This is a genomic window from Mesorhizobium sp. Arg314 (assembly GCF_053714275.1).
Window position 1 is genome coordinate 136732 of the sequence record NZ_JBSKBP010000014.1, and the last position, 17289, is coordinate 154020.

At 64.1% G+C, this 17289-nt stretch carries 19 protein-coding genes; 12 read left to right on the forward strand and 7 right to left on the reverse strand.

Going from position 1 to position 17289, the window contains the following annotated elements; genetic code table 11:
• Positions 1–6: 6 nt before the first annotated feature.
• Complete coding sequence (locus ACWGS9_RS17355; RefSeq protein WP_454506403.1) at positions 7–924, reverse strand: beta-keto acid cleavage family enzyme; 918 nt, start codon at positions 922–924, stop codon at positions 7–9.
• Positions 925–1060: 136 nt separating this feature from the next.
• Between ACWGS9_RS17355 and ACWGS9_RS17360 the strand changes: the two genes are divergently transcribed.
• Entirely contained in the window at positions 1061–2041 is a 981-nt protein-coding gene (locus ACWGS9_RS17360; protein WP_454506404.1) for a GlxA family transcriptional regulator, read from the forward strand.
• Positions 2042–2100: 59 nt separating this feature from the next.
• On the opposite strand, the gene ACWGS9_RS17365 is transcribed toward ACWGS9_RS17360, so the two are convergent.
• From ACWGS9_RS17365 to xylA, 3 genes are all read right to left on the reverse strand, one after another.
• Complete coding sequence (locus ACWGS9_RS17365) at positions 2101–2886, reverse strand: TIGR01458 family HAD-type hydrolase (RefSeq protein ID WP_454506405.1); 786 nt, start codon at positions 2884–2886, stop codon at positions 2101–2103.
• Between the two features lie 60 nt (positions 2887–2946).
• Entirely contained in the window at positions 2947–3189 is a 243-nt protein-coding gene (locus ACWGS9_RS17370; RefSeq protein ID WP_454506406.1) for a hypothetical protein, read from the reverse strand.
• Between the two features lie 152 nt (positions 3190–3341).
• Positions 3342–4667 carry a xylose isomerase gene (xylA, locus tag ACWGS9_RS17375; protein WP_454506407.1) on the reverse strand — a complete coding sequence of 442 codons (1326 nt, stop codon included), beginning with the start codon at positions 4665–4667 and terminating at the stop codon, positions 3342–3344.
• A 113-nt stretch (positions 4668–4780) separates the two neighbouring features.
• Between xylA and ACWGS9_RS17380 the strand changes: the two genes are divergently transcribed.
• Positions 4781–5143 (forward strand): nuclear transport factor 2 family protein, encoded by a 363-nt coding sequence (locus tag ACWGS9_RS17380; RefSeq protein WP_454506408.1) that lies wholly within the window; start codon positions 4781–4783, stop codon positions 5141–5143.
• 260 nt (positions 5144–5403) lie between these two features.
• On the opposite strand, the gene xylB is transcribed toward ACWGS9_RS17380, so the two are convergent.
• The 3 genes from xylB to ACWGS9_RS17395 all read right to left on the reverse strand — a co-directional run bounded on the left by xylB (position 5404) and on the right by ACWGS9_RS17395 (position 9006).
• A complete protein-coding gene (gene xylB / locus ACWGS9_RS17385; protein WP_454506409.1) occupies positions 5404–6858 on the reverse strand; it encodes a xylulokinase in 1455 nt (484 codons plus the stop codon).
• 82 nt (positions 6859–6940) lie between these two features.
• The gene (locus ACWGS9_RS17390; RefSeq protein ID WP_454506410.1) at positions 6941–8266 is read right to left on the reverse strand and encodes a tetratricopeptide repeat protein; all 1326 of its coding nucleotides are present in this window, start codon (positions 8264–8266) and stop codon (positions 6941–6943) included.
• 116 nt (positions 8267–8382) lie between these two features.
• Positions 8383–9006 carry a LysE family translocator gene (locus ACWGS9_RS17395; RefSeq protein WP_127878573.1) on the reverse strand — a complete coding sequence of 208 codons (624 nt, stop codon included), beginning with the start codon at positions 9004–9006 and terminating at the stop codon, positions 8383–8385.
• A gap of 333 nt (positions 9007–9339) precedes the next feature.
• Between ACWGS9_RS17395 and ACWGS9_RS17400 the strand changes: the two genes are divergently transcribed.
• The 10 genes from ACWGS9_RS17400 (at position 9340) to ACWGS9_RS17445 (ending at position 17244) form a co-directional block, all read left to right on the forward strand.
• Positions 9340–10008, forward strand: coding sequence for a L,D-transpeptidase (locus ACWGS9_RS17400; RefSeq protein WP_454506445.1), 669 nt, complete (start codon positions 9340–9342; stop codon positions 10006–10008).
• A gap of 153 nt (positions 10009–10161) precedes the next feature.
• On the forward strand, positions 10162–11328 hold the full coding sequence (locus ACWGS9_RS17405; RefSeq protein WP_454506411.1) for a diphosphate--fructose-6-phosphate 1-phosphotransferase: 1167 nt from the start codon (positions 10162–10164) through the stop codon (positions 11326–11328).
• Positions 11328–12074 carry an MBL fold metallo-hydrolase gene (locus ACWGS9_RS17410; protein ID WP_454506412.1) on the forward strand — a complete coding sequence of 249 codons (747 nt, stop codon included), beginning with the start codon at positions 11328–11330 and terminating at the stop codon, positions 12072–12074. The genes ACWGS9_RS17405 and ACWGS9_RS17410 overlap by 1 nt, the downstream gene beginning before the upstream one ends.
• A gap of 187 nt (positions 12075–12261) precedes the next feature.
• Positions 12262–13806 (forward strand): DegQ family serine endoprotease, encoded by a 1545-nt coding sequence (locus tag ACWGS9_RS17415; RefSeq protein ID WP_454506413.1) that lies wholly within the window; start codon positions 12262–12264, stop codon positions 13804–13806.
• A gap of 125 nt (positions 13807–13931) precedes the next feature.
• A complete protein-coding gene (locus tag ACWGS9_RS17420; RefSeq protein WP_454506414.1) occupies positions 13932–14543 on the forward strand; it encodes a sulfite oxidase-like oxidoreductase in 612 nt (203 codons plus the stop codon).
• A 10-nt stretch (positions 14544–14553) separates the two neighbouring features.
• The gene (locus tag ACWGS9_RS17425; RefSeq protein WP_454506415.1) at positions 14554–15300 is read left to right on the forward strand and encodes a ferredoxin reductase; all 747 of its coding nucleotides are present in this window, start codon (positions 14554–14556) and stop codon (positions 15298–15300) included.
• 81 nt (positions 15301–15381) lie between these two features.
• Positions 15382–15615: an AbrB/MazE/SpoVT family DNA-binding domain-containing protein gene (locus ACWGS9_RS17430; RefSeq protein WP_320212942.1), complete on the forward strand. Its 234-nt coding sequence runs from the start codon at positions 15382–15384 to the stop codon at positions 15613–15615.
• Positions 15612–16016 (forward strand): type II toxin-antitoxin system VapC family toxin, encoded by a 405-nt coding sequence (locus ACWGS9_RS17435; protein ID WP_454506416.1) that lies wholly within the window; start codon positions 15612–15614, stop codon positions 16014–16016. The genes ACWGS9_RS17430 and ACWGS9_RS17435 overlap by 4 nt, the downstream gene beginning before the upstream one ends.
• Positions 16017–16737: 721 nt before the next feature.
• Entirely contained in the window at positions 16738–16944 is a 207-nt protein-coding gene (locus ACWGS9_RS17440; RefSeq protein WP_454506417.1) for a DUF680 domain-containing protein, read from the forward strand.
• A gap of 69 nt (positions 16945–17013) precedes the next feature.
• Entirely contained in the window at positions 17014–17244 is a 231-nt protein-coding gene (locus ACWGS9_RS17445; protein ID WP_454506418.1) for a DUF680 domain-containing protein, read from the forward strand.
• The last annotated feature ends 45 nt before the right edge of the window (positions 17245–17289 follow it).

The window sequence follows — 17289 nt, forward strand, 5'->3', positions numbered from 1 at the left end:
TCCAAACTACGCGGCTATCGGCGCCCGCTTGGTGAGGTTGAGCTTCTTGCGCACTTCCTCCGGCCCCAGGATCCTGGCTCCGAGATTGGTCACGATGCTCGCCGCGCGTTCGACCAGTTGCGCATTGGTGGCTAAAACACCCTTGTCGAGCCACAGATTGTCTTCCAGCCCGACGCGGACATTGCCGCCGGCGATCACCGCCGCCGCGGCATAGGCCATCTGGTTGCGGCCGATGGCGAAGGCCGACCAGTTCCAGGTAGACGGCACGTTGTTGACCATCGCCATGAAGGTGTTGAGGTCGTCAGGCGCGCCCCATGGCACGCCCATGCAGAGCTGCACCAGCGCGTCCGCGTTGAGCACCTTTTCCTCGACCAGCTGCTTGGCGAACCACAGATGCCCGGTGTCGAAGGCCTCGATCTCGGGCTTGACACCCAGCGCCGTCATCATGCCGCCCATGGCGCGCAGCATGCCGGGCGTGTTGGTCATCACATAGTCGGCCTCGGCGAAGTTCATCGTGCCGCAATCCAGCGTGCAGATCTCCGGCAGGCACTGGCGCACATGTTCCATTCGGTTGGTGGCGCCGCCCATGTCGGTGCCTTTCTCGTTCAGCGGCAGCGGCGCCTCCGGCGAGCCGAACACCATGTCGCCGCCCATTCCGGCGGTGAGGTTCAGAACCACGTCGACATTCGCCTCGCGGATGCGCTCGGTCACCTCGCGATAGAGATGCACGTCGCGCCTGGGCTTGCCGGTCTCGGGATCTCGCACATGGCAGTGCACGATGGCGGCGCCCGCCTTGGCGGCGTCGATCGCCGAATCGGCGATCTGCTTGGGCGAACGCGGCACATGCGGGCTGCGGTCCTGCGTGCCGCCGGAGCCGGTCACTGCACAGGTAATGAAGACCTCACGGTTCATCGCGAGCGGCATCTTTGATCCTCCCAGATTCGATCGGCCATGCATGCCGCCCAAGAGCGAGCGGGAGCCGACAGCGGCACGGCATGCACAGGAATTCACCAACAATGCCCGACTTGCCGGAAACTGTTTTGCGTTTTACGAAGGTCTCATGATCAAAAGCGAAAAGCCGACCATCTTTCGGTCCGAGCGCGAGACGCTCAAGGTGACGTTCCTTGTGTTTTCGGGCTCGTCGATCATGTGTGTCGCCTCGGCTGTCGACCCTTTGCGTGCCGCCAACCGCATCTCCGGCGAGACCTTGTTCGATTTCAAGCTGGTCTCGGTCACCGGCGAGGCGCCGGTCACCACTTGCGGCCTGCCGGTGGCGGTCAGCGGCCGCTTCGACGCCGCCGAGCCGACCGACATGCTGGTGGTCGTCGCCGGCTTCGGTACCCAGAATTACGCCACGTCGGCGCTGCTAGCAGGCTTGCGGAGGGCGGCGCGTGCCGCCCGCGCCTGCGGCGGCGTCGAGGCCGGCACCTGGCTGGTGGCGCGCGCCGGCCTGCTCGAAGGCCGCAGCGCCACCACGCATTGGGAAGACATGGAGGATTTCTCGACCGCCTTCCCGGGCGTCGACGTGCGGCCGGACCGCTATGTCATCGACGGGCCGGTCTTCACCTCCGGCGGCGCCTCGCCGACCTTCGACCTGATGCTGCATCTGGTCCGCAGCCGGCTCGGCATGGCCGCCGCGCTCGATGTGGCGAGCGTCTTCATCTACGACCAGGCGCGCGCCGCGACCGATGCGCAGCCGCTGGTTTCGCTCGGCCGTCTCGACGGCTACGACCCGCGACTCGCCCAGGCGATCCGGCTGATGGAGGCGCATGTCGACCAGCCGCTCACCATCGACGCCGTGGCAAAGCGCGCCGGCGTGACGGCAAGAACGCTGGAAAGCATTTTTCGCAAATCGATCGGCGAGACGCCCGGGGCCTATTATCTGAGGCTGCGCCTCAGCGCCGCCCGGCGCCTGGTGGTCGACACGCGCATTGCCATGGCGGATATTGCCGGGCGTACAGGCTTTTCGTCCGCCGCGGCATTTTCCAGGGCATTTTCAAGAGCTTTCGGCGAAGCGCCGGTCAGGCTGCGGCGCGGCTGATGCATATCGCCCAAAAGTGTGCAGCGGTTTTGGGACCACGACATGCATCAAACAAAGACTTAATGCGCGTTGCCTGAATCCGTTTCAGCGCGGCGCGCTCTAAGTATCCAGTCGGTCGCCGCGGCAAGATCGTCGACCACCGCCGTCGGAGCCGGATCGAAGCGTGTTTCATCACCAGGGCGGTACTTGCCCGTCCGTACGAGCAGCGCCGCGCCAAGCCCGGCGCGCAAGGAGCCGGCGACGTCGCTTTCGGCATCGTCGCCGACCATGACCGCGTCGGCTGCCGGACAGTTCAGATCGGCGAGCGCCGAATGAAAGAAATCCGGCGACGGTTTGCCGAGCACGACAGGGCTTCGGCCGCTGGCGAATTCCAGCGCCGCGACGAAGGCGCCGGCGTCGAGGCTGAGCTGACCATCGGCATCCCGGAAGGTGCGGTTGGTGGCCAAAGCCAGAAAATCGGCGCCGGCAACCAGCTCGCGGAAAGCGCGGTTGAGGCTGGCATGGTCGAAGGCCTCGCCGGCATCGCCGACGACGACAGCGCGGCCTTTGCCGCCTCCCAGGCCGGTAAACTCGGTTTCGAGGTCGGGATGAACGAGCAGATGCGGCTGGCGGCCATGCCTGCGCAGCCATTCGATCGCAGCGCGCGCCGGCGTCAGCAATTCTTCATCCGCCACCTCGACGTCCAGCGCGGCAAGCTGCGCGATGATTCTGTGGCGCGGCGAGCGTGTCGTATTGCTGACGAAGCGGAGCGGCAGGCCAGCCTTGCGCAGACGATCGACCGCCGCCACAGCGCCTGCGATCGGGATGTCGCCATCATAGACGACACCTACAAGATCGAGCAGCACCGCGCGTATCATCCCTGAAGGATGGAGAAACTGCCTCTGTTCGTCAAATCAGCGGAATTGTCAGGCGGCGTCGCGGTTTTCGCCCACAATGCGCGAGCGCATGCTCTTGGCCAGCGCTGTTTCGAGCCGCGCGGCCACCGCGCGATCCCATTCATTCGTCTTGCCGGCGCCGTCTTTGGAATGCGGCAGCGCCATCAGCCGATCGATGATCGATCCAGCCTCGCCGGGAGAAAGCAGGGCGTCGATTTCGCGTTCGTGCTGCATACGTTTCGCCTCCTTCTTTCCTTCCCGCCACGTGTTCACAATATAGGAGATCCGTGACGGCTGTTTGAAGGCAAGAGCGGGGCGATTGAAGGGCAGTGCGAGGCAAAACCTTGTCGTGTAGACTTGCCCCGCGCGGAAAGCGATTTCAGCCGTGGCGGCGCCCCCGATGGGCGCCGCAGGATGGCCGCTCCTCAGACATAACGGTTGACGATGTTCTCCAGCAATTCCTGCCGGCCGGAGCGCGGCTGCGGCTCGATCTTCTTCTTCACCACGCGCTCGGCGATCTCCTCCAGCGTGCGCTTGCCGGAAAGCATGGCCTTGCCTTCGGCCGTGTTCCAGCCGGCATAGCGTTCGGCGAGCGGGCCGGACAGCGCCTTGTCCTCGACCATCTTCGCCGCCGCTTTGAGGCCGCGCGCGCAGGCATCCATGCCGCCGATATGACCGATCAAAAGGTCTTGCGGGTCGAGCGACTGGCGCCGCAGCTTAGCGTCGAAATTGGTGCCGCCGGTCTTGAAGCCGCCGGCCTGCAGGACCTGGTAGTAGGCGAGCGCCATTTCCGGCACGTTGTTGGGGAATTGGTCGGTGTCCCAGCCCGACTGGTAGTCGTTGCGGTTCATGTCGATCGAGCCGAAGACGCCCAGCGCGTTGGCCAAAGCCAGCTCATGCTCGAAGGAATGGCCGGCCAGGATCGCGTGGCCCTGCTCGATGTTGAGCTTGACTTCCTTCTCCAGTCCGAAGCGCTTGAGGAAGCCATACACCGTGGCGACGTCATAGTCGTACTGGTGCTTGGTCGGTTCCTGCGGCTTCGGCTCGATCAGGATCGTGCCCTTGAAACCGATCTTGTGCTTGTAGTCGACGACGAGGTTGAGGAAGCGGCCGGCCTGTTCCTGCTCGCGCCCAAGGTCGGTATTGAGCAGCGTCTCATAGCCCTCGCGCCCGCCCCACAGCACATAGTTTTCGCCCTTCAGCCGCTTGGTGACGTCGATGCAGCTCTTTACCGTGGCCGCCGCATAGGCGAACACATCCGGATCGGGATTGGTGGCCGCACCGGACATGAAGCGGCGGTGCGAGAAAAGGTTCGCCGTGCCCCAGAGCAGCTTGACGCCGGTCTGCTTCATCTTGCCGGCAAAATAGTCGGCGATCTCGTCGAGCCGCGCGGCGCTTTCCGAGAAATCCTTGCCTTCCGGGCGAACGTCGGCGTCGTGGAAGCAGAAATAGGGTGCGCCGAGCAGCGAGAACATCTCGAAGGCGACGTCGGCCTTGAGCTTGGCCAGTTCCATCGTGTCGATGCCGCCGGGCTTGGCAAACCAGGGGCGGTCGAAGGTCTGTCCGCCGAACGGGTCGCCGCCGGGCCAGGCGAAAGAATGCCAATAGGCGACGGCGAAGCGCAGGTGGTCTTCCATCCGCTTGCCGGCGACGACCTCGTCCGGATTGTAAAACCGGTAGGCCAGCGGATTGGTCGAATCCGGCCCTTCATATTTGATTGTCTTGATGTCGCCGAAAAATCCGCTGTTCATGGTTTCCTTCCTCTCCGAGATGGTTTCGCCCGATTACCTCAGGCGTAATTGGTTTCACTCGTTTGCGGGGCGAAAAGGGTCATGTCGAAACGATCCAACGAAGGATGAAGACCATGACCGACCTCAACACGATCGCCCGCAACTACATCACCGCCTGGAACGAGAGCGATGCGACGCGCCGCAAGGCCTTGCTCGAAGTGGCCTTCACCAGCGACGTCAGCTATCGCGACCCGGTCATGCAGGGCGACGGCCATGACGGCATCGCCAAACTGATCGACGGCGTGCAGCAGCGCTTTGCCGGCTTCCGCTTCTCGTTGAGGGGCGAGCCTGACGGTTTCGCCGACCGCATCCGCTTCTCGTGGAATCTCGGACCCGAAGGCGCGGAATCCGTCATCGAGGGCACCGATATCGGCGTCATCGAGAACGGCCGTCTCAAGAGCGTCACCGGCTTCCTCGACAAGGTGCCGGCGCAATGAGGCTTCGACGGTCTCTTCTCCAACTTGTGGAGACCACCAATTGTCGAAGTCGCCGCCGCCCCTCATCGCCCTGCCGGGCACTTCTCCCCGTATAGTGACGGGGAGAAGGGGCCTGGTCGCAGCGCCGGCACTCTTTCGGCAACGTTGATGATTGGCGAAATCGGCGATGACAGTGCCCCTCTCCCCGTCCCTATACGGGGAGAGGATGCCGGCAGGCAGGTGAGGGGCAGCGCCGGTGCTCGGATGGGGTAACCCCGGGCTCACGCGGTTACAGCCCGGATCGCCGGGTAAAGCGCCCGATAGCGCTGGTAAGCATCAGCATAAGCCCCACCGAGGTCCGCATCCGGCTCGATCGTGGCATCGGTGGCCGGCGCGGTGCAGACGCCAAGCGGATCGGCGCCGGTCGCGGCAATCAGGCCGAGCCGCGCAGCGCCGAAGGCAGCGCCGAAATCGCCGTCGGCGGGAATATCGACCGGCACCTGCAGTGCCGTGGCGATCGCCTTCAGCCAGTAGCGAGAGCGCGAGCCGCCGCCGATCGCGGTCACCCGGGTCAATGTCGTGCCGGCCTTCTTCAGCGCTTCCAGACTGTCGCGGAAGGCGAAGGCAACGCCCTCGATGACGGCCTGCGTCAGCACGGCACGGCTCGATTCATGCGCCAGCCCGGTGAAGGAGCCACGGATGGCGGAATCATTGTGCGGTGTCCGCTCGCCCGAAAGATAGGGCAGGAAGGTGACCCCCGTTGGCGCCTTGAGCGTATCGCCGAGCTCGCCGGTCAGGTCGCCGGCGCTTTTTCCGGTGATTTCCGACAGCCAGTTGAGCGAATCGGTGGCCGACAGGATGACGCCCATCTGGTGCCAGGTGTTGGGCAGCGAATGGCAGAACGTATGCACCGCGCTTTCCGGGTTGGGCAGATAGGATGCGTTGGCGGCGAAGAGCACGCCGGACGTGCCGAGCGACACGAAAGCGTGGCCGGCGCCGACGGTGCCCATGCCGCAGGCGGAGGCCGCATTGTCGCCGGCACCGCCAGCGACCGGAATGCCCGCCGCAATACCCCATTTCGTTGTCAGCTCGCCTCGCAACGCGCCGGCTTTCGCAGTACCTTCGACCAGCGACGGCATGTGCTTCTCGTCGAGCGATGTCGCCGCCAGCAATTCGGGCGCCCAGCGACGCTTGCCGACATCGAGCCAGGAGGTGCCGGCCGAATCCGACATTTCCGAAATATGCTCGCCGGTCAGCCAGAGCCGCAGATAATCCTTGGGCAGGAGCACCTTGGCGACAGCGGCAAAGATCTTGGCTTCGTGTTCCTTCACCCAGGCGAGCTTCGGCGCGGTGAAGCCCGGAAAGACGATGTTGCCTGTGAGCTTGCGGAAGCGGGGATCGGCATCGAGCGCCGCCGCCTCGACATGGCTGCGTGTGTCGTTCCACAAGATGCAGGGGCGCAGCACCTTGTCCGAGGCATCGAGCAGGGTGGCACCATGCATCTGGCCGGAAAGGCCGATGCCCTTGACCGCGGCAAGCTCCCTCGGGTGGGAAGCCTTGAGTTCGGAAATCGCCGTCTCGCAGGCCTCGACCCAATGCGCCGGATCCTGCTCCGACCAGCCGGAATGCGGCCGCGAGACGTCGAGCGAACCGTGGCCGGAGCCAATGACCTTCTGGCCATCGTCGATCAGCAGCGCCTTGACGCCCGAAGTGCCCAGGTCGAGGCCGAGATACATGATTTCCTCCCATTGCCAGTAATTTTTTCGGATCTCGAAAAAATATGGCTCGACCAGTTTTTAGGGCAAGATCCGCTTCGGGTCAATTCTCAGACAAATCGGATGCACGCCGCGAAAACAGCGCCGACAGCGGACTGTCGGGCCGGGCCAGCTGTCGTTGCGCGGTCAATGCCCGCGCGAGCGCCGTATCGCCGGCGCGCAACGCGGCCTCGATCAGCGTCAGGTCGATCACGTCGCGCTGCGCATGACTGCCGCCGAAGCGATGCGCGATCGAGCGGATCGGCCGGATCAGGCGCACGGTCGCATCGTAATCGCCTTCGCCAAAGGCTTTGATCGCAAGCGTCAGCGGGTAGCCGACATCGCGCGTGAACGTGGCATTGTCGTCATGCCCACGCATCGCCTCGCGCTGCGCCTCGAGCAAGATCCGCGCCGGCGCCTCCAGTCCGGCGCCGACAAAGGCCATCATCGCATGGGCGTCATTGAAGGCATAATTGCCGGCGGAGGCTTTCGGGATCCAGTTGGCGGCGAGCGCCGCCCAGCGGTCGCCGACATCGACACCGCCGAGGGTGAGACGCCACAGGATCGCCGAGGCATCGACCATGTTGAGGGCCAGTGTCGAGCGCGTTCCGTAGATCGGCCCGTCATAGAGCTTGAGCACCTCGCCGATCTCGCCGAGATCGTAATGGAACAGCGCCAGGTGCCACCAATTGTGGATCTGGAGGAAACTTTCCTTCGTCCATGCACCCGGGTTGGCGCGCATCCAGGCAATGCCGTCTCTTTGCCGGCTTTGCATTTCCATGACATGCGCGACGGCATGCTGCGCCCAGCCGTCACGCGGCTCGATTTCTATGGCTTGCCGGCCGAAGGATTCGGCGCGGGCATAGTCCCCCATTTCCTCCAGCCCGAAAGCCTGCATGCCAAGAATGGCGTGGTAGCCCGGCATGTCCTTGTGCCAGGCCGGCAGCGCCCGACCGATGCGGTCGCGCAGCATGCGCGCGTTGCCGGTGAAGAAATCGACCTGATGCCCGACCAGCAGCGCCAGCGCATCGAGCGGATTGTCGATCGCGATATCCTCGAGGATGCGGGCGGCTTCATGCCATCGCCCCTCGGCGAGATGGCCGAGCCCCGCCACATGCGCCGCCTCGCGCGGGGTGGCGGCAAGGGGCAGCGCCGCCTGGTAGCTCGACCTTGCGACCGCCATTGCCTCGCGCTCGGTGGCGAGGCCGAACAGATAGCCTTTGAAGACATGCGCCATGACAAAGGCCGGGTCGTCGGCAATGGCACGACCGATCGATCCGGCCGGATCGCCGATGAAGCATTGCAGCTCATGCACGGCGCGGGCGTAGGACGAGTATCCCGGCTCGGTCGCGCCGGAATAGGTGAGGCCGAACGCGTCCTTCAGCGCCATTGGATGTCCTTCGAGCCTGTCGCTTCCACCCTGAGGGAAGCGATCCTAGACCATCGAACGCATGCCAGCCAATCGACGTGGTCGGAGTTCCGGTATTGCCGCGGCCGGTGTTCGTCTCAATTGCCCGACCGCATTGCCACCGTGGCGATGCCCGCGCCGACCAGCAGCGTGCCGCCCGTGCGGTTGAAGATGCGGATCGCCTTCGGGTTGCGCACGATCGCGCGGGCCCTGGATGCGACCAGCGCGTAGCCGAAGGCGTTGGCGAAGGCCAAAGTCAGGAAGGTTGTCTCGAAGATCAGCATCTGCGTCCAGAAGTCGGCGTGCCGGTCGAGGAACTGCGGCAGGAAGGCGACGAAGAAGGTGATGCTCTTCGGGTTCAGCGCCGTCACCAGCCAGGCATGCGCCATCATCCTTGCCGCCGACACCGCGTCGGTGCGCGGTTCGGCTTTCAGCGCACCGCCGGCACGGAACAGTTTTATGCCGAGATAGATCAGGTAGCCGGCGCCGATCACCTTGAGCACGGTGAACACCGTGGCCGAAGCCGCCAGCAGCGCGCCGATGCCGAGCATCGACAGCGTCATCGCGGTGAAGTCGCCCAGCGCGACGCCCACCGCCATCGGCAGCGCGGTGCGCCAGCCTTGTCCCAGCGCATAGGAGACGACCAATAGGATCGTCGGGCCCGGAATGACGAGAAGGATGGAAGAGGCGGCGGCAAAGGCAGCCCAGTTTTCGAAGGACATTTCCCTGCTCCTTGAGCGCAAAGAACAGGATAAATCCCGGGGTCGCCGCGAATGTAAAGAGGCCGTTGGAAAAATCTTCAACACCTTGGCCGGCAGGCTCATCGGCCGGCATGACGATCGGTTAGGGTTAAGCCGGGCCTGCGGTCCTTCACGCTTTTTCAACCATGACTGGCGAAAATGCCTGCGATCCGGCCGGACCGTGCTTCCCGCCGACAGCGTAGGGTTTGGTGTATGCGCGAGTTGCCGCAAAGTCTGACGCCGCCTTCCAACGGCGCCGCAATCGATACCGAAATTCAGCTTTCCCGCCGGGCCGTGCTTTCCGGCGCCGGCGCCATGGCGCTGCTCGGCTTAGCCGGCTGCAGCACCACCGATACGCTCGACCTGCCGCAAATGCAGCTCGACAACACCGTCACCGGCTCCGTTCCTCCCATGCGCCCGGCGATCAGCGTCGACAAGAATATCACCGGCCCCGACGTCATGTACGCCTCGGTCACCGATGGCGGCTTCCAGGTGCCGGAGGTGCCGTGGCAGAAGGTCAAGCCGCAGTTCCGCCGCCAGATCGTCGTCGACAAGACCGGCGAGGCGCCCGGCACGATCGTCGTCCATCTGCAGGAGCGCATGCTCTATCTGGTCCAGCCGGGTGGCGACGCCATCCGCTACGGCGTCGGCATCGGCAAGGACGGCTTCCGCTGGTCGGGCCGCGCCAACATCCAGTATGGCCGCGAATGGCCGGTCTGGACGCCACCGCCGGAAATGATCCAGCGCAAGCCGGAACTGGTGAAATGGCGGGGGGGTCAGCCCGGCGGCCTCACCAATCCGCTTGGCGCCCGCGCGCTCTACATCTACCAGGACGGCAAGGACACCGGCTACCGCATCCACGGCTCGCCCGAGTGGTGGAGCATCGGCCAGGCGATGTCGTCGGGCTGCGTGCGCCTGATCAACCAGGACATCATCGACCTCTACAGCCGCGTCTCCAAGAAGAACCCGGTCGTCGTGGTCTGATCTTTTCCTCCATCTCACTCCCCCGTTGCGCGATGCCGCAAGACAGGCGAAGGTGCCCTGAAAACCTTCGTCTAGAGCCGGATGATTTCGGGTCTGTTCGACCTGAAATCTGAATCCGTCTCCAAATCAAAGAAATAGAGGGAGAGAAAAAGCATGGCAGGAACCTTCGTCATCGCGCAGGGCGGCGGCCCCACCGCCGTCATCAACCAGACGGTCGTCGGCGCCACGCTGGAAATCCGCAAGCGTCATCCCGGCGCCAAGGTGCTGGGTTCGATCCATGGCGTGCGCGGCATCCGCGACGGCAACTATGTCGATCTCTCCGCCATCCCCGAAGACCGGCTGCGGCTGATCGCCGGCACGCCGAGCGCCGCCCTTGGCTCGACCCGCGACAAGCCGGACGCCGCCTATTGCGAGGTCATCCTCAACGGCCTGAAGAAGGCGGGCGCCGACGCCTTCATCTATATCGGCGGCAACGACACGTCGGGCACCCAGCAGATCCTGACCGACGCCGCCGGCGGCTCGATCGCCTTCGTCCATGCGCCAAAGACCATCGACAACGACCTCGAGGAGAACGACCATACGCCGGGCTTCATCTCGGCCGCCGAATTCGTCGCCGGCGCCTTCCTTTCGGTCGATCTCGATTTCCGCGCGCTGCCCGGCATCTATGTCGGCATCGTCATGGGCCGCCATGCTGGCTTTCTCACCGCCGCCGCGGCCGCCTGGCAGCTCGATCCCGACAGCGGCCCGCATCTGATCTACGTGCCGGAGCGTGCCTTCTCGGCGAAGCGCTTCATCGATGAAGTGCGCGAAAAGCTCGACCGCCACAAGCGCTGCATCGTCGCCGTCTCCGAAGGCGTCAGCACCGCCGACGGCAAGGCGCTGGTCGAAAGCCTGGTGCCGCCGGAAAAGCTCGAGCGCGACCAGCACGGCAACGTCAAATTGTCGGGCAGCGACCTGCCGGCGGCGCTGGAACGGGCCTTGGCCGAAGGCCTGCCTGGCAAGCGCGCGCGGGTCGACGCATTGGGTTACATGCCGCGCGGCTATGTCGGCGCGATCAACGCCGTCGACGCCAAGGAAGCTTTCGATGCCGGCGCCTTCGCGGTTGCCGTCGCCGGGGAAGGCGGCGGCTCGGTCGCGATCCAGTATGACGGGTCGAAGACCGTGCTGAAGAAAGTGCCGCTGAAGGCGGTGGCCGGCAAGACGCGCCACATGCCCGACGATTTCATGAAGCCGGACGTCAACCAGCTTTCAGACGCCGGCATGGCTTATCTGAAGCGGCTGGTGCCCGAAAAATACAAGGTCGGAAAGCCGTTCGTCTGATGGGCGGGCTCGCAGTGGGCGACTGGTTCGGCAAGGCTGTTGTCGATGCCAGGACAACGATGCTGACCGAGCCGTTCGTGCATGATTTCGTGCGCGCCAACATCTGGCATCTCAAGGGCCGCGATGCCGACCTCCTCGTCGATACCGGCATGGGCATCCGCCCGCTGGCGCCCGAGATCGACACGCCGGCCGGCAAGCCGCTTATTGTCGTTGCCACCCACATCCATCTCGACCATGTCGGCTCGCTGCATGAATTCCCGCTGCGCATGGGGCCGAAGATGAGCGCGGCGCAATTCGACGGCATGGATGATGCCGTCACCTACGCCTACATGTTCCACAATCTCGAGGGCGCCGTCTCGAAACTGCCGGCGTCGGACTGGAAGGCGGCTGACTACCGCATTCCTTCCGCGCCGCTGACCCGCGCGCTCGACGAAGGCGATGTCGTCGATCTCGGCGACAGGAAATTCCGCGTGCTGCACCTGCCCGGCCATTCGCCGGATTCGATCGCGCTTTTCGATGAGGCCGACGGACTCTTCTTCGCCGGCGACGCCATCTACGACGGCATGCTGATCGATGACCTGCCGGATTCGGACCGCACGGCCTATTGCCGCACCATGCAGCGCCTGCTCGATTTGCCGGTCCGCATCGGCCGTGGCGGCCACGGCCCGAGTTTCGACCGCGCCAGGATGCGCGACATTGCCTCCTCTTATCTGCGTCGGCGGGAGCGGTTCGTAAGCGCCGGCTGAATTAAATCTTCGTAAGGTCGCGCCAAAACCCTAATTCCGGCAATTCCACGTCCTAGATGACTGTCCGTCGAGACGGCCGGCTGCCATGCACGGCGAGACAGGCAAATCCGGTCATCGGCACGTTTGACGGACGATCCCGTGGGAGCGCCCGCGACGCCGGATCAACGCTCGCCCGGACAGAACGACCATGTCACCTTCAAGCATTCTTCGCAGACATCGCGTCGCCGCCCTGCTGGGCGCCGCGCTGATCATTTCGCCCGTCATCGTCTCCTTTGCCCAAAGCAATGCGGGCCTCAGCACCGTGGCAGCGACGACCCAGACCCCCGTCGCCGGCATCACCGCCCCGAACGGCTCCTTCGCGCCGGTCATCGCCGTCACCAAGCCGGCCGTCGTCACCATCACCTCGGTGATGAAGGCGCAGCCCGAAGCGGGTGACGACGGCTCGGGACTCGGCGGCAATGCGCCTTTCGACCAGTTTTTCCAGCAGTTCTTCGGCGACCAGGGCATGCCGATGCCGAAGACGCCGCCGCAGCAGCAGGGTCAGCGCGCCGAGGCGCTCGGCTCCGGCTTCATCGTCGGCGCGGACGGCACCATCGTCACCAACAACCACGTCGTCGACGGCGCAAGCTCGATCAAGGTGACGCTCGACGACGGCACCGAGCTTCCCGCCAAGCTCGTCGGCCACGACGCCAAGAACGACCTGGCGGTGCTCAAGATCAAGGCCGACAAGCCGCTGCCGACCGTCAAATGGGGTGATTCCGACAAGCTGATGACCGGCGACCAGGTGCTGGCTATCGGCAACCCGTTCGGCATCGGCACCACGGTCACCGCCGGCATCGTCTCGGCACGCGGCCGCGACCTGCACAGCGGGCCGTTCGACGACTTCATCCAGATCGACGCGCCGATCAACCACGGCAATTCCGGCGGTCCGCTGGTCGACGTCAACGGCGATGTCATCGGCATCAACACGGCGATCTATTCGCCCAATGGCGGCAGCGTCGGTGTCGGCTTCGCCATCCCGTCGGATCAGGCGCAGAAGGTCGTCGCCAAGCTGATGAAGGGCGGCGACATCGAATATGGCTATCTCGGCGTTCAGATCCAGCCGGTCACGCAGGATGTCGCCGGCGCCATCGGTCTCGATCACCCGGGCGGCGCGCTGGTCTCGGCGGTCTCGCAGGGCTCACCGGCCGCCAAGGCCGGCATCGAGACCGGCGACGTCATCACCGGCTTTGCCGGCCAGGAGGTCAAGGATCCGAAGGATTTGTCGCGCGCCGTCGCCGATGTTTCGCCGGGCGTCAAGGAAACGCTCGATGTCTGGCGCAAGGGCAAGGTGATGCAGATTTCCGCCGATGTCGGCCGCAACAGCGACGATCAAAAGACCGCCTCGAGCGGCAATGAAGGCGGCAGCCCGTCGGCCGAACAGGGCCAGCGCGTTCCCTCGCTCGGCCTCGGCCTGACCGACCTCACGCCCGACATCCGCGATCAGCTCGACCTTGCCGGCAACCAGCACGGCGCGGTGGTCGAGCGTGTCAATCCGGACAAGGCGGCTTCGACCGCCGGCATCCAGCCCGGCGATGTCATTGTCGGGGTCGACCAGACGCCGGTAAAGACGGCCAGGCAGGCCAACCAGGCGATCGCCCAGGCCGGCAAGTCCGGCAAGAAGTCGGTGCTGTTGCTGATCGATCGCGGCGACGCGCAGATCTTCGTCGCCGTACCCTTCGCCGCCGGTTGAGAAGGCTTCGACAGAGACAGCCGGCGTCGCCGGCGGGCTCTGCCGGCGAGATTTCTGTTGCCCCGCGAGGCGTCTTCGAGAACACTCCCTGCGCTCGACCGAACCCGGCGCAAGGGATGTAATCGATGGTGACGCGTGGCTTCTTTTCCGGACGGCGTCCTCCTTCCGACACCGACGCGCGCATCCCGCCCGGCCAATATCTGGAGCAGGGTTTTCCTGTGCTTTCAGCCGGGCCGACGCCGCGGTTGCGCACAGAGGATTGGTCCTTCACGCTCAAGCAGGGACCAAAGCCGCTCAAGAAATGGAACTGGGCCGAATTCAACGCCTTGCCGCAAAGCAAGATGACGCGCGACATCCATTGCGTGACCGCCTGGACCAAATTCAACACGCCCTGGCAAGGCGTGATGATCGACGACATCCTCGCCGACGCAGGCATCGAGCCGCCGACTGCCTATACGCTGGCGCTGTCCTTTGACGGCTATTCCACCAATGTGCCGACCAAGGACCTCGTCACCGGCAAGGCAATGGTGGCGCTTCTCTATGAGGGCAAGCCGATCACGCCCGATCATGGCGGGCCGGCGCGGCTCCTGGTGCCGCATCTCTATTTCTGGAAATCGGCCAAATGGGTGAACGGGCTGCAGTTCACCGAGCGCGACGAGCCGGGCTTCTGGGAGCTGCGCGGCTATCACATGTATGGCGACCCCTGGCGCGAGCAGCGCTATTCGAGCGATCCTTGAAGGGCGATCCATGAGCGCCGAGCCGTCGCCGCAATCGCCGTGGCAGGCAGCCACGATCACCCGTATCGAAAAACGCACGCCGCGCGTCACCAGCTTCTGGTTCAAGCCGTCGCGGCCGTTCACCCATCTGGCGGGGCAGCATGTCGACATCAGGCTGACGGCGCCGGACGGTTATCAGGCGCGCCGCTCCTATTCCATCGCCTCGGCGCCGGAAGCCGGCGCTGCCGTCGAGCTGGCGATCGAGCGGCTGGACGACGGCGAGGTCTCGCCCTTTTTCCACGACGTGGCGGCGGTCGGTGACGAGATCGAGCTGCGCGGGCCGCTGGGCGGCCACTTCATCTGGGAGGACAGCGGCGGCGGGCCGATCCTTCTGGTCGGCGGCGGCTCCGGCGTCGTGCCGCTGATGGCGATGCTACGCCATCGCACGCTGCGCAATGCGGCGGTGCCCGTCGCGCTGGTGTTCTCGGCCCGGGTCTGGGACGAGGTGATCTTCCGCGACGAGCTGATCGGCCTCCACGACCGGCTTGACGGGTTCAACCTCGTGCTGACTCTGACACGCGAACCGGCCCGGCGACCTTCCGACTATTCCCGGCGCGTCGATGCCCGCATGATGGTGCAGGCCATCGAGCGCCTGCCGAAGGCGCCCAGGCTGGCCTATGTCTGCGGCTCGAACGCGTTCGTGTCGGCGGCTGCACAGGCTCTGATCGACGCCGATGTCCCAGCGGGGATTATCCGCACCGAGCGCTACGGGGTTTGAATAGACGCTGCCCCTCGGGCCGTTGAAATTCGATCCGGAAGGTAATACCTTACTTATATCTGGTATTACTAAGGAGCGAAGATGGCCACCACCGTTACGGCAAAGGGACAAGTGACCATTCCGAAACCGGTCCGCGATCTACTGGGGATCGTCCCGGGAAGCAGGGTCGACTTCCGGCGTGCCGCCGATGGAAGTGTGGTGCTGGCTCGTGTTGACAGAAAGCAGCCGGTGAGCCGCTTCGCCAAGTTGCGCGGCCATGCCGGCGAGGGCCTCACGACCGACCAGATCATGGCGATGACGCGTGGCGAAGCGTGACGCTCGTTGACACCAACGTTCTGCTCGACCTTGTTACGGACGACCCAAACTGGGCAGATTGGTCGGTCGCCCAGCTTGAGGCAGCAAGTCTCAATGGACCATTGTTGATCAATGACGTGGTCTACGCCGAGCTCGCCGTTCGCTACGCTCGCATCGAGGATCTTGATGCGTTTCTCGATGCGGCCGGTCTTGAAATGGCGCCAATGCCAAGGACAGCTCTTTTCCTTGCCGGAAAGGCATTTACGCTGTACCGCCGGTCGGGAGGACACAAGACCGGCGTTTTGCCGGACTTCTTCATTGGCGCCCATGCTGCGGTCGGCCGCCTTTCACTTCTGACACGCGATGTCGGCCGATACCGAACCTATTTCCCCACCTTGAAGCTGATCACTCCGGACACCTGAACGGCTGCCGGGTTGTCCTCGTTCGACCGCCGAATCCGTGATCGACGCCGATATCCCGCCGGAAATCATCCGCACCGAACGCTACGGGGTTTGATCGAGTGCTATTTTGGTCGGCCGGAGAAAAAGTGGCCGAAACGAGCTGGAAGGGCAGCGCGCCATAGGTAGCGACGGTCCGCCCATTGTCCCAGACCCGGAATTGCCGAGACGGCCGCGCCTCCAGCACCAGGGCCTGCTCCGCTTTGCCTAGTCTTACCTTGCCGCGAAAGCGCAGCGTCCTCTCGCCGCCGGCGCGGCGCAAGACCATAGAGCGCAGTCGCAGGAAGCCGTCAGTCTGACCAATTCTGGAGTGAGCCGAATCGACCGTTGGAATGGGGGTAGAATACTTAACAGTATCGAAAAGTGACTATTAGAAGATTCTAAAATCGAACCGAACGGTTCGTTTCTGTTGACGGTGCGTGCAGGATGGTGTGAACGTTGGTGGTCAGACACATTTGGTGAGCCAACCTGGATATTCCTATAAGATATTGATTCGATTGAAGAAAAATAAAGATGTAGGTGAGCCGGGTACAATTTCAAGGTGTGGGATCATGGTCCAGCCGGAAAAACTTCGTGATTGGAATCCGGCACTCGGCTCACCCAAATCAGCGCTGTCCGAACGACGCGATTTCATTCCCAAGACACGCCGCTAGACGGACTGAATAAAGATACTGGAGTAGCAAAAATGAAAAAGATTATTCTCACCGCCGCAGCCCTTCTGGCGATTTCCGGCAGCGCCTTCGCTGGCAGCGACAATTATGGTTCGCAGGCAACCAATTCGACGGCCGTCACGGTCGACTCTTCCTACACGGCCTCGGTCCATAAGTCCGAACCGGCCGCTCAGAAGCCTGCCGCCGCAGGCGCTGACCACAACCTTTTCGGCAACAACTAACAGCCGACTTTGAACCGGCGGCGGGTTCTGCCGGCCGCCTTGGTCGGGCGAAAATTCAGGAGTACCAAAATGAAGAAGATCATTCTTGCCGCCGTGGCCCTCGTGGCCGTTTCCGGCGCCGCGTTCGCGGGCAGCGACAATTACCGCAACAGCGGCGTCAACCAGCCGGCTCCCGCCGTAGACGCCACGCCTACGTCGTCGACCAACACCGACTCGACGGCCTACAAGCTGTTGAACTCGTCGAACGACGTTCACAAGTCGGCGCCTCAGGGCAGCGACCGTAACCTGTTCGGCCGCTAATAGCCTTAGACGACATGAACAAGAAAGCGGCGGGCCTTGGCCCGC

Excerpts from the sequence above, each read along its gene's own strand:
- ACWGS9_RS17420 (WP_454506414.1), top strand. The coding sequence starts at position 13,932 with ATGGTGACGCGTGGCTTCTTTTCCGGACGGCGTCCTCCTTCCGACACC.
- ACWGS9_RS17405 (WP_454506411.1), top strand. The coding sequence starts at position 10,162 with ATGGCAGGAACCTTCGTCATCGCGCAGGGCGGCGGCCCCACCGCCGTC.
- ACWGS9_RS17425 (WP_454506415.1), top strand. The coding sequence starts at position 14,554 with ATGAGCGCCGAGCCGTCGCCGCAATCGCCGTGGCAGGCAGCCACGATC.
- ACWGS9_RS17360 (WP_454506404.1), top strand. The coding sequence starts at position 1,061 with ATGATCAAAAGCGAAAAGCCGACCATCTTTCGGTCCGAGCGCGAGACG.
- ACWGS9_RS17410 (WP_454506412.1), top strand. The coding sequence starts at position 11,328 with ATGGGCGGGCTCGCAGTGGGCGACTGGTTCGGCAAGGCTGTTGTCGAT.
- ACWGS9_RS17445 (WP_454506418.1), top strand. The coding sequence starts at position 17,014 with ATGAAGAAGATCATTCTTGCCGCCGTGGCCCTCGTGGCCGTTTCCGGC.
- ACWGS9_RS17430 (WP_320212942.1), top strand. The coding sequence starts at position 15,382 with ATGGCCACCACCGTTACGGCAAAGGGACAAGTGACCATTCCGAAACCG.
- xylA (WP_454506407.1), bottom strand. The coding sequence starts at position 4,667 with ATGAACAGCGGATTTTTCGGCGACATCAAGACAATCAAATATGAAGGG.
- ACWGS9_RS17390 (WP_454506410.1), bottom strand. The coding sequence starts at position 8,266 with ATGGCGCTGAAGGACGCGTTCGGCCTCACCTATTCCGGCGCGACCGAG.
- ACWGS9_RS17380 (WP_454506408.1), top strand. The coding sequence starts at position 4,781 with ATGACCGACCTCAACACGATCGCCCGCAACTACATCACCGCCTGGAAC.
- ACWGS9_RS17415 (WP_454506413.1), top strand. The coding sequence starts at position 12,262 with ATGTCACCTTCAAGCATTCTTCGCAGACATCGCGTCGCCGCCCTGCTG.
- ACWGS9_RS17400 (WP_454506445.1), top strand. The coding sequence starts at position 9,340 with ATGGCGCTGCTCGGCTTAGCCGGCTGCAGCACCACCGATACGCTCGAC.
- xylB (WP_454506409.1), bottom strand. The coding sequence starts at position 6,858 with ATGTATCTCGGCCTCGACCTGGGCACTTCGGGCGTCAAGGCGCTGCTG.
- ACWGS9_RS17355 (WP_454506403.1), bottom strand. The coding sequence starts at position 924 with ATGCCGCTCGCGATGAACCGTGAGGTCTTCATTACCTGTGCAGTGACC.
- ACWGS9_RS17395 (WP_127878573.1), bottom strand. The coding sequence starts at position 9,006 with ATGTCCTTCGAAAACTGGGCTGCCTTTGCCGCCGCCTCTTCCATCCTT.
- ACWGS9_RS17440 (WP_454506417.1), top strand. The coding sequence starts at position 16,738 with ATGAAAAAGATTATTCTCACCGCCGCAGCCCTTCTGGCGATTTCCGGC.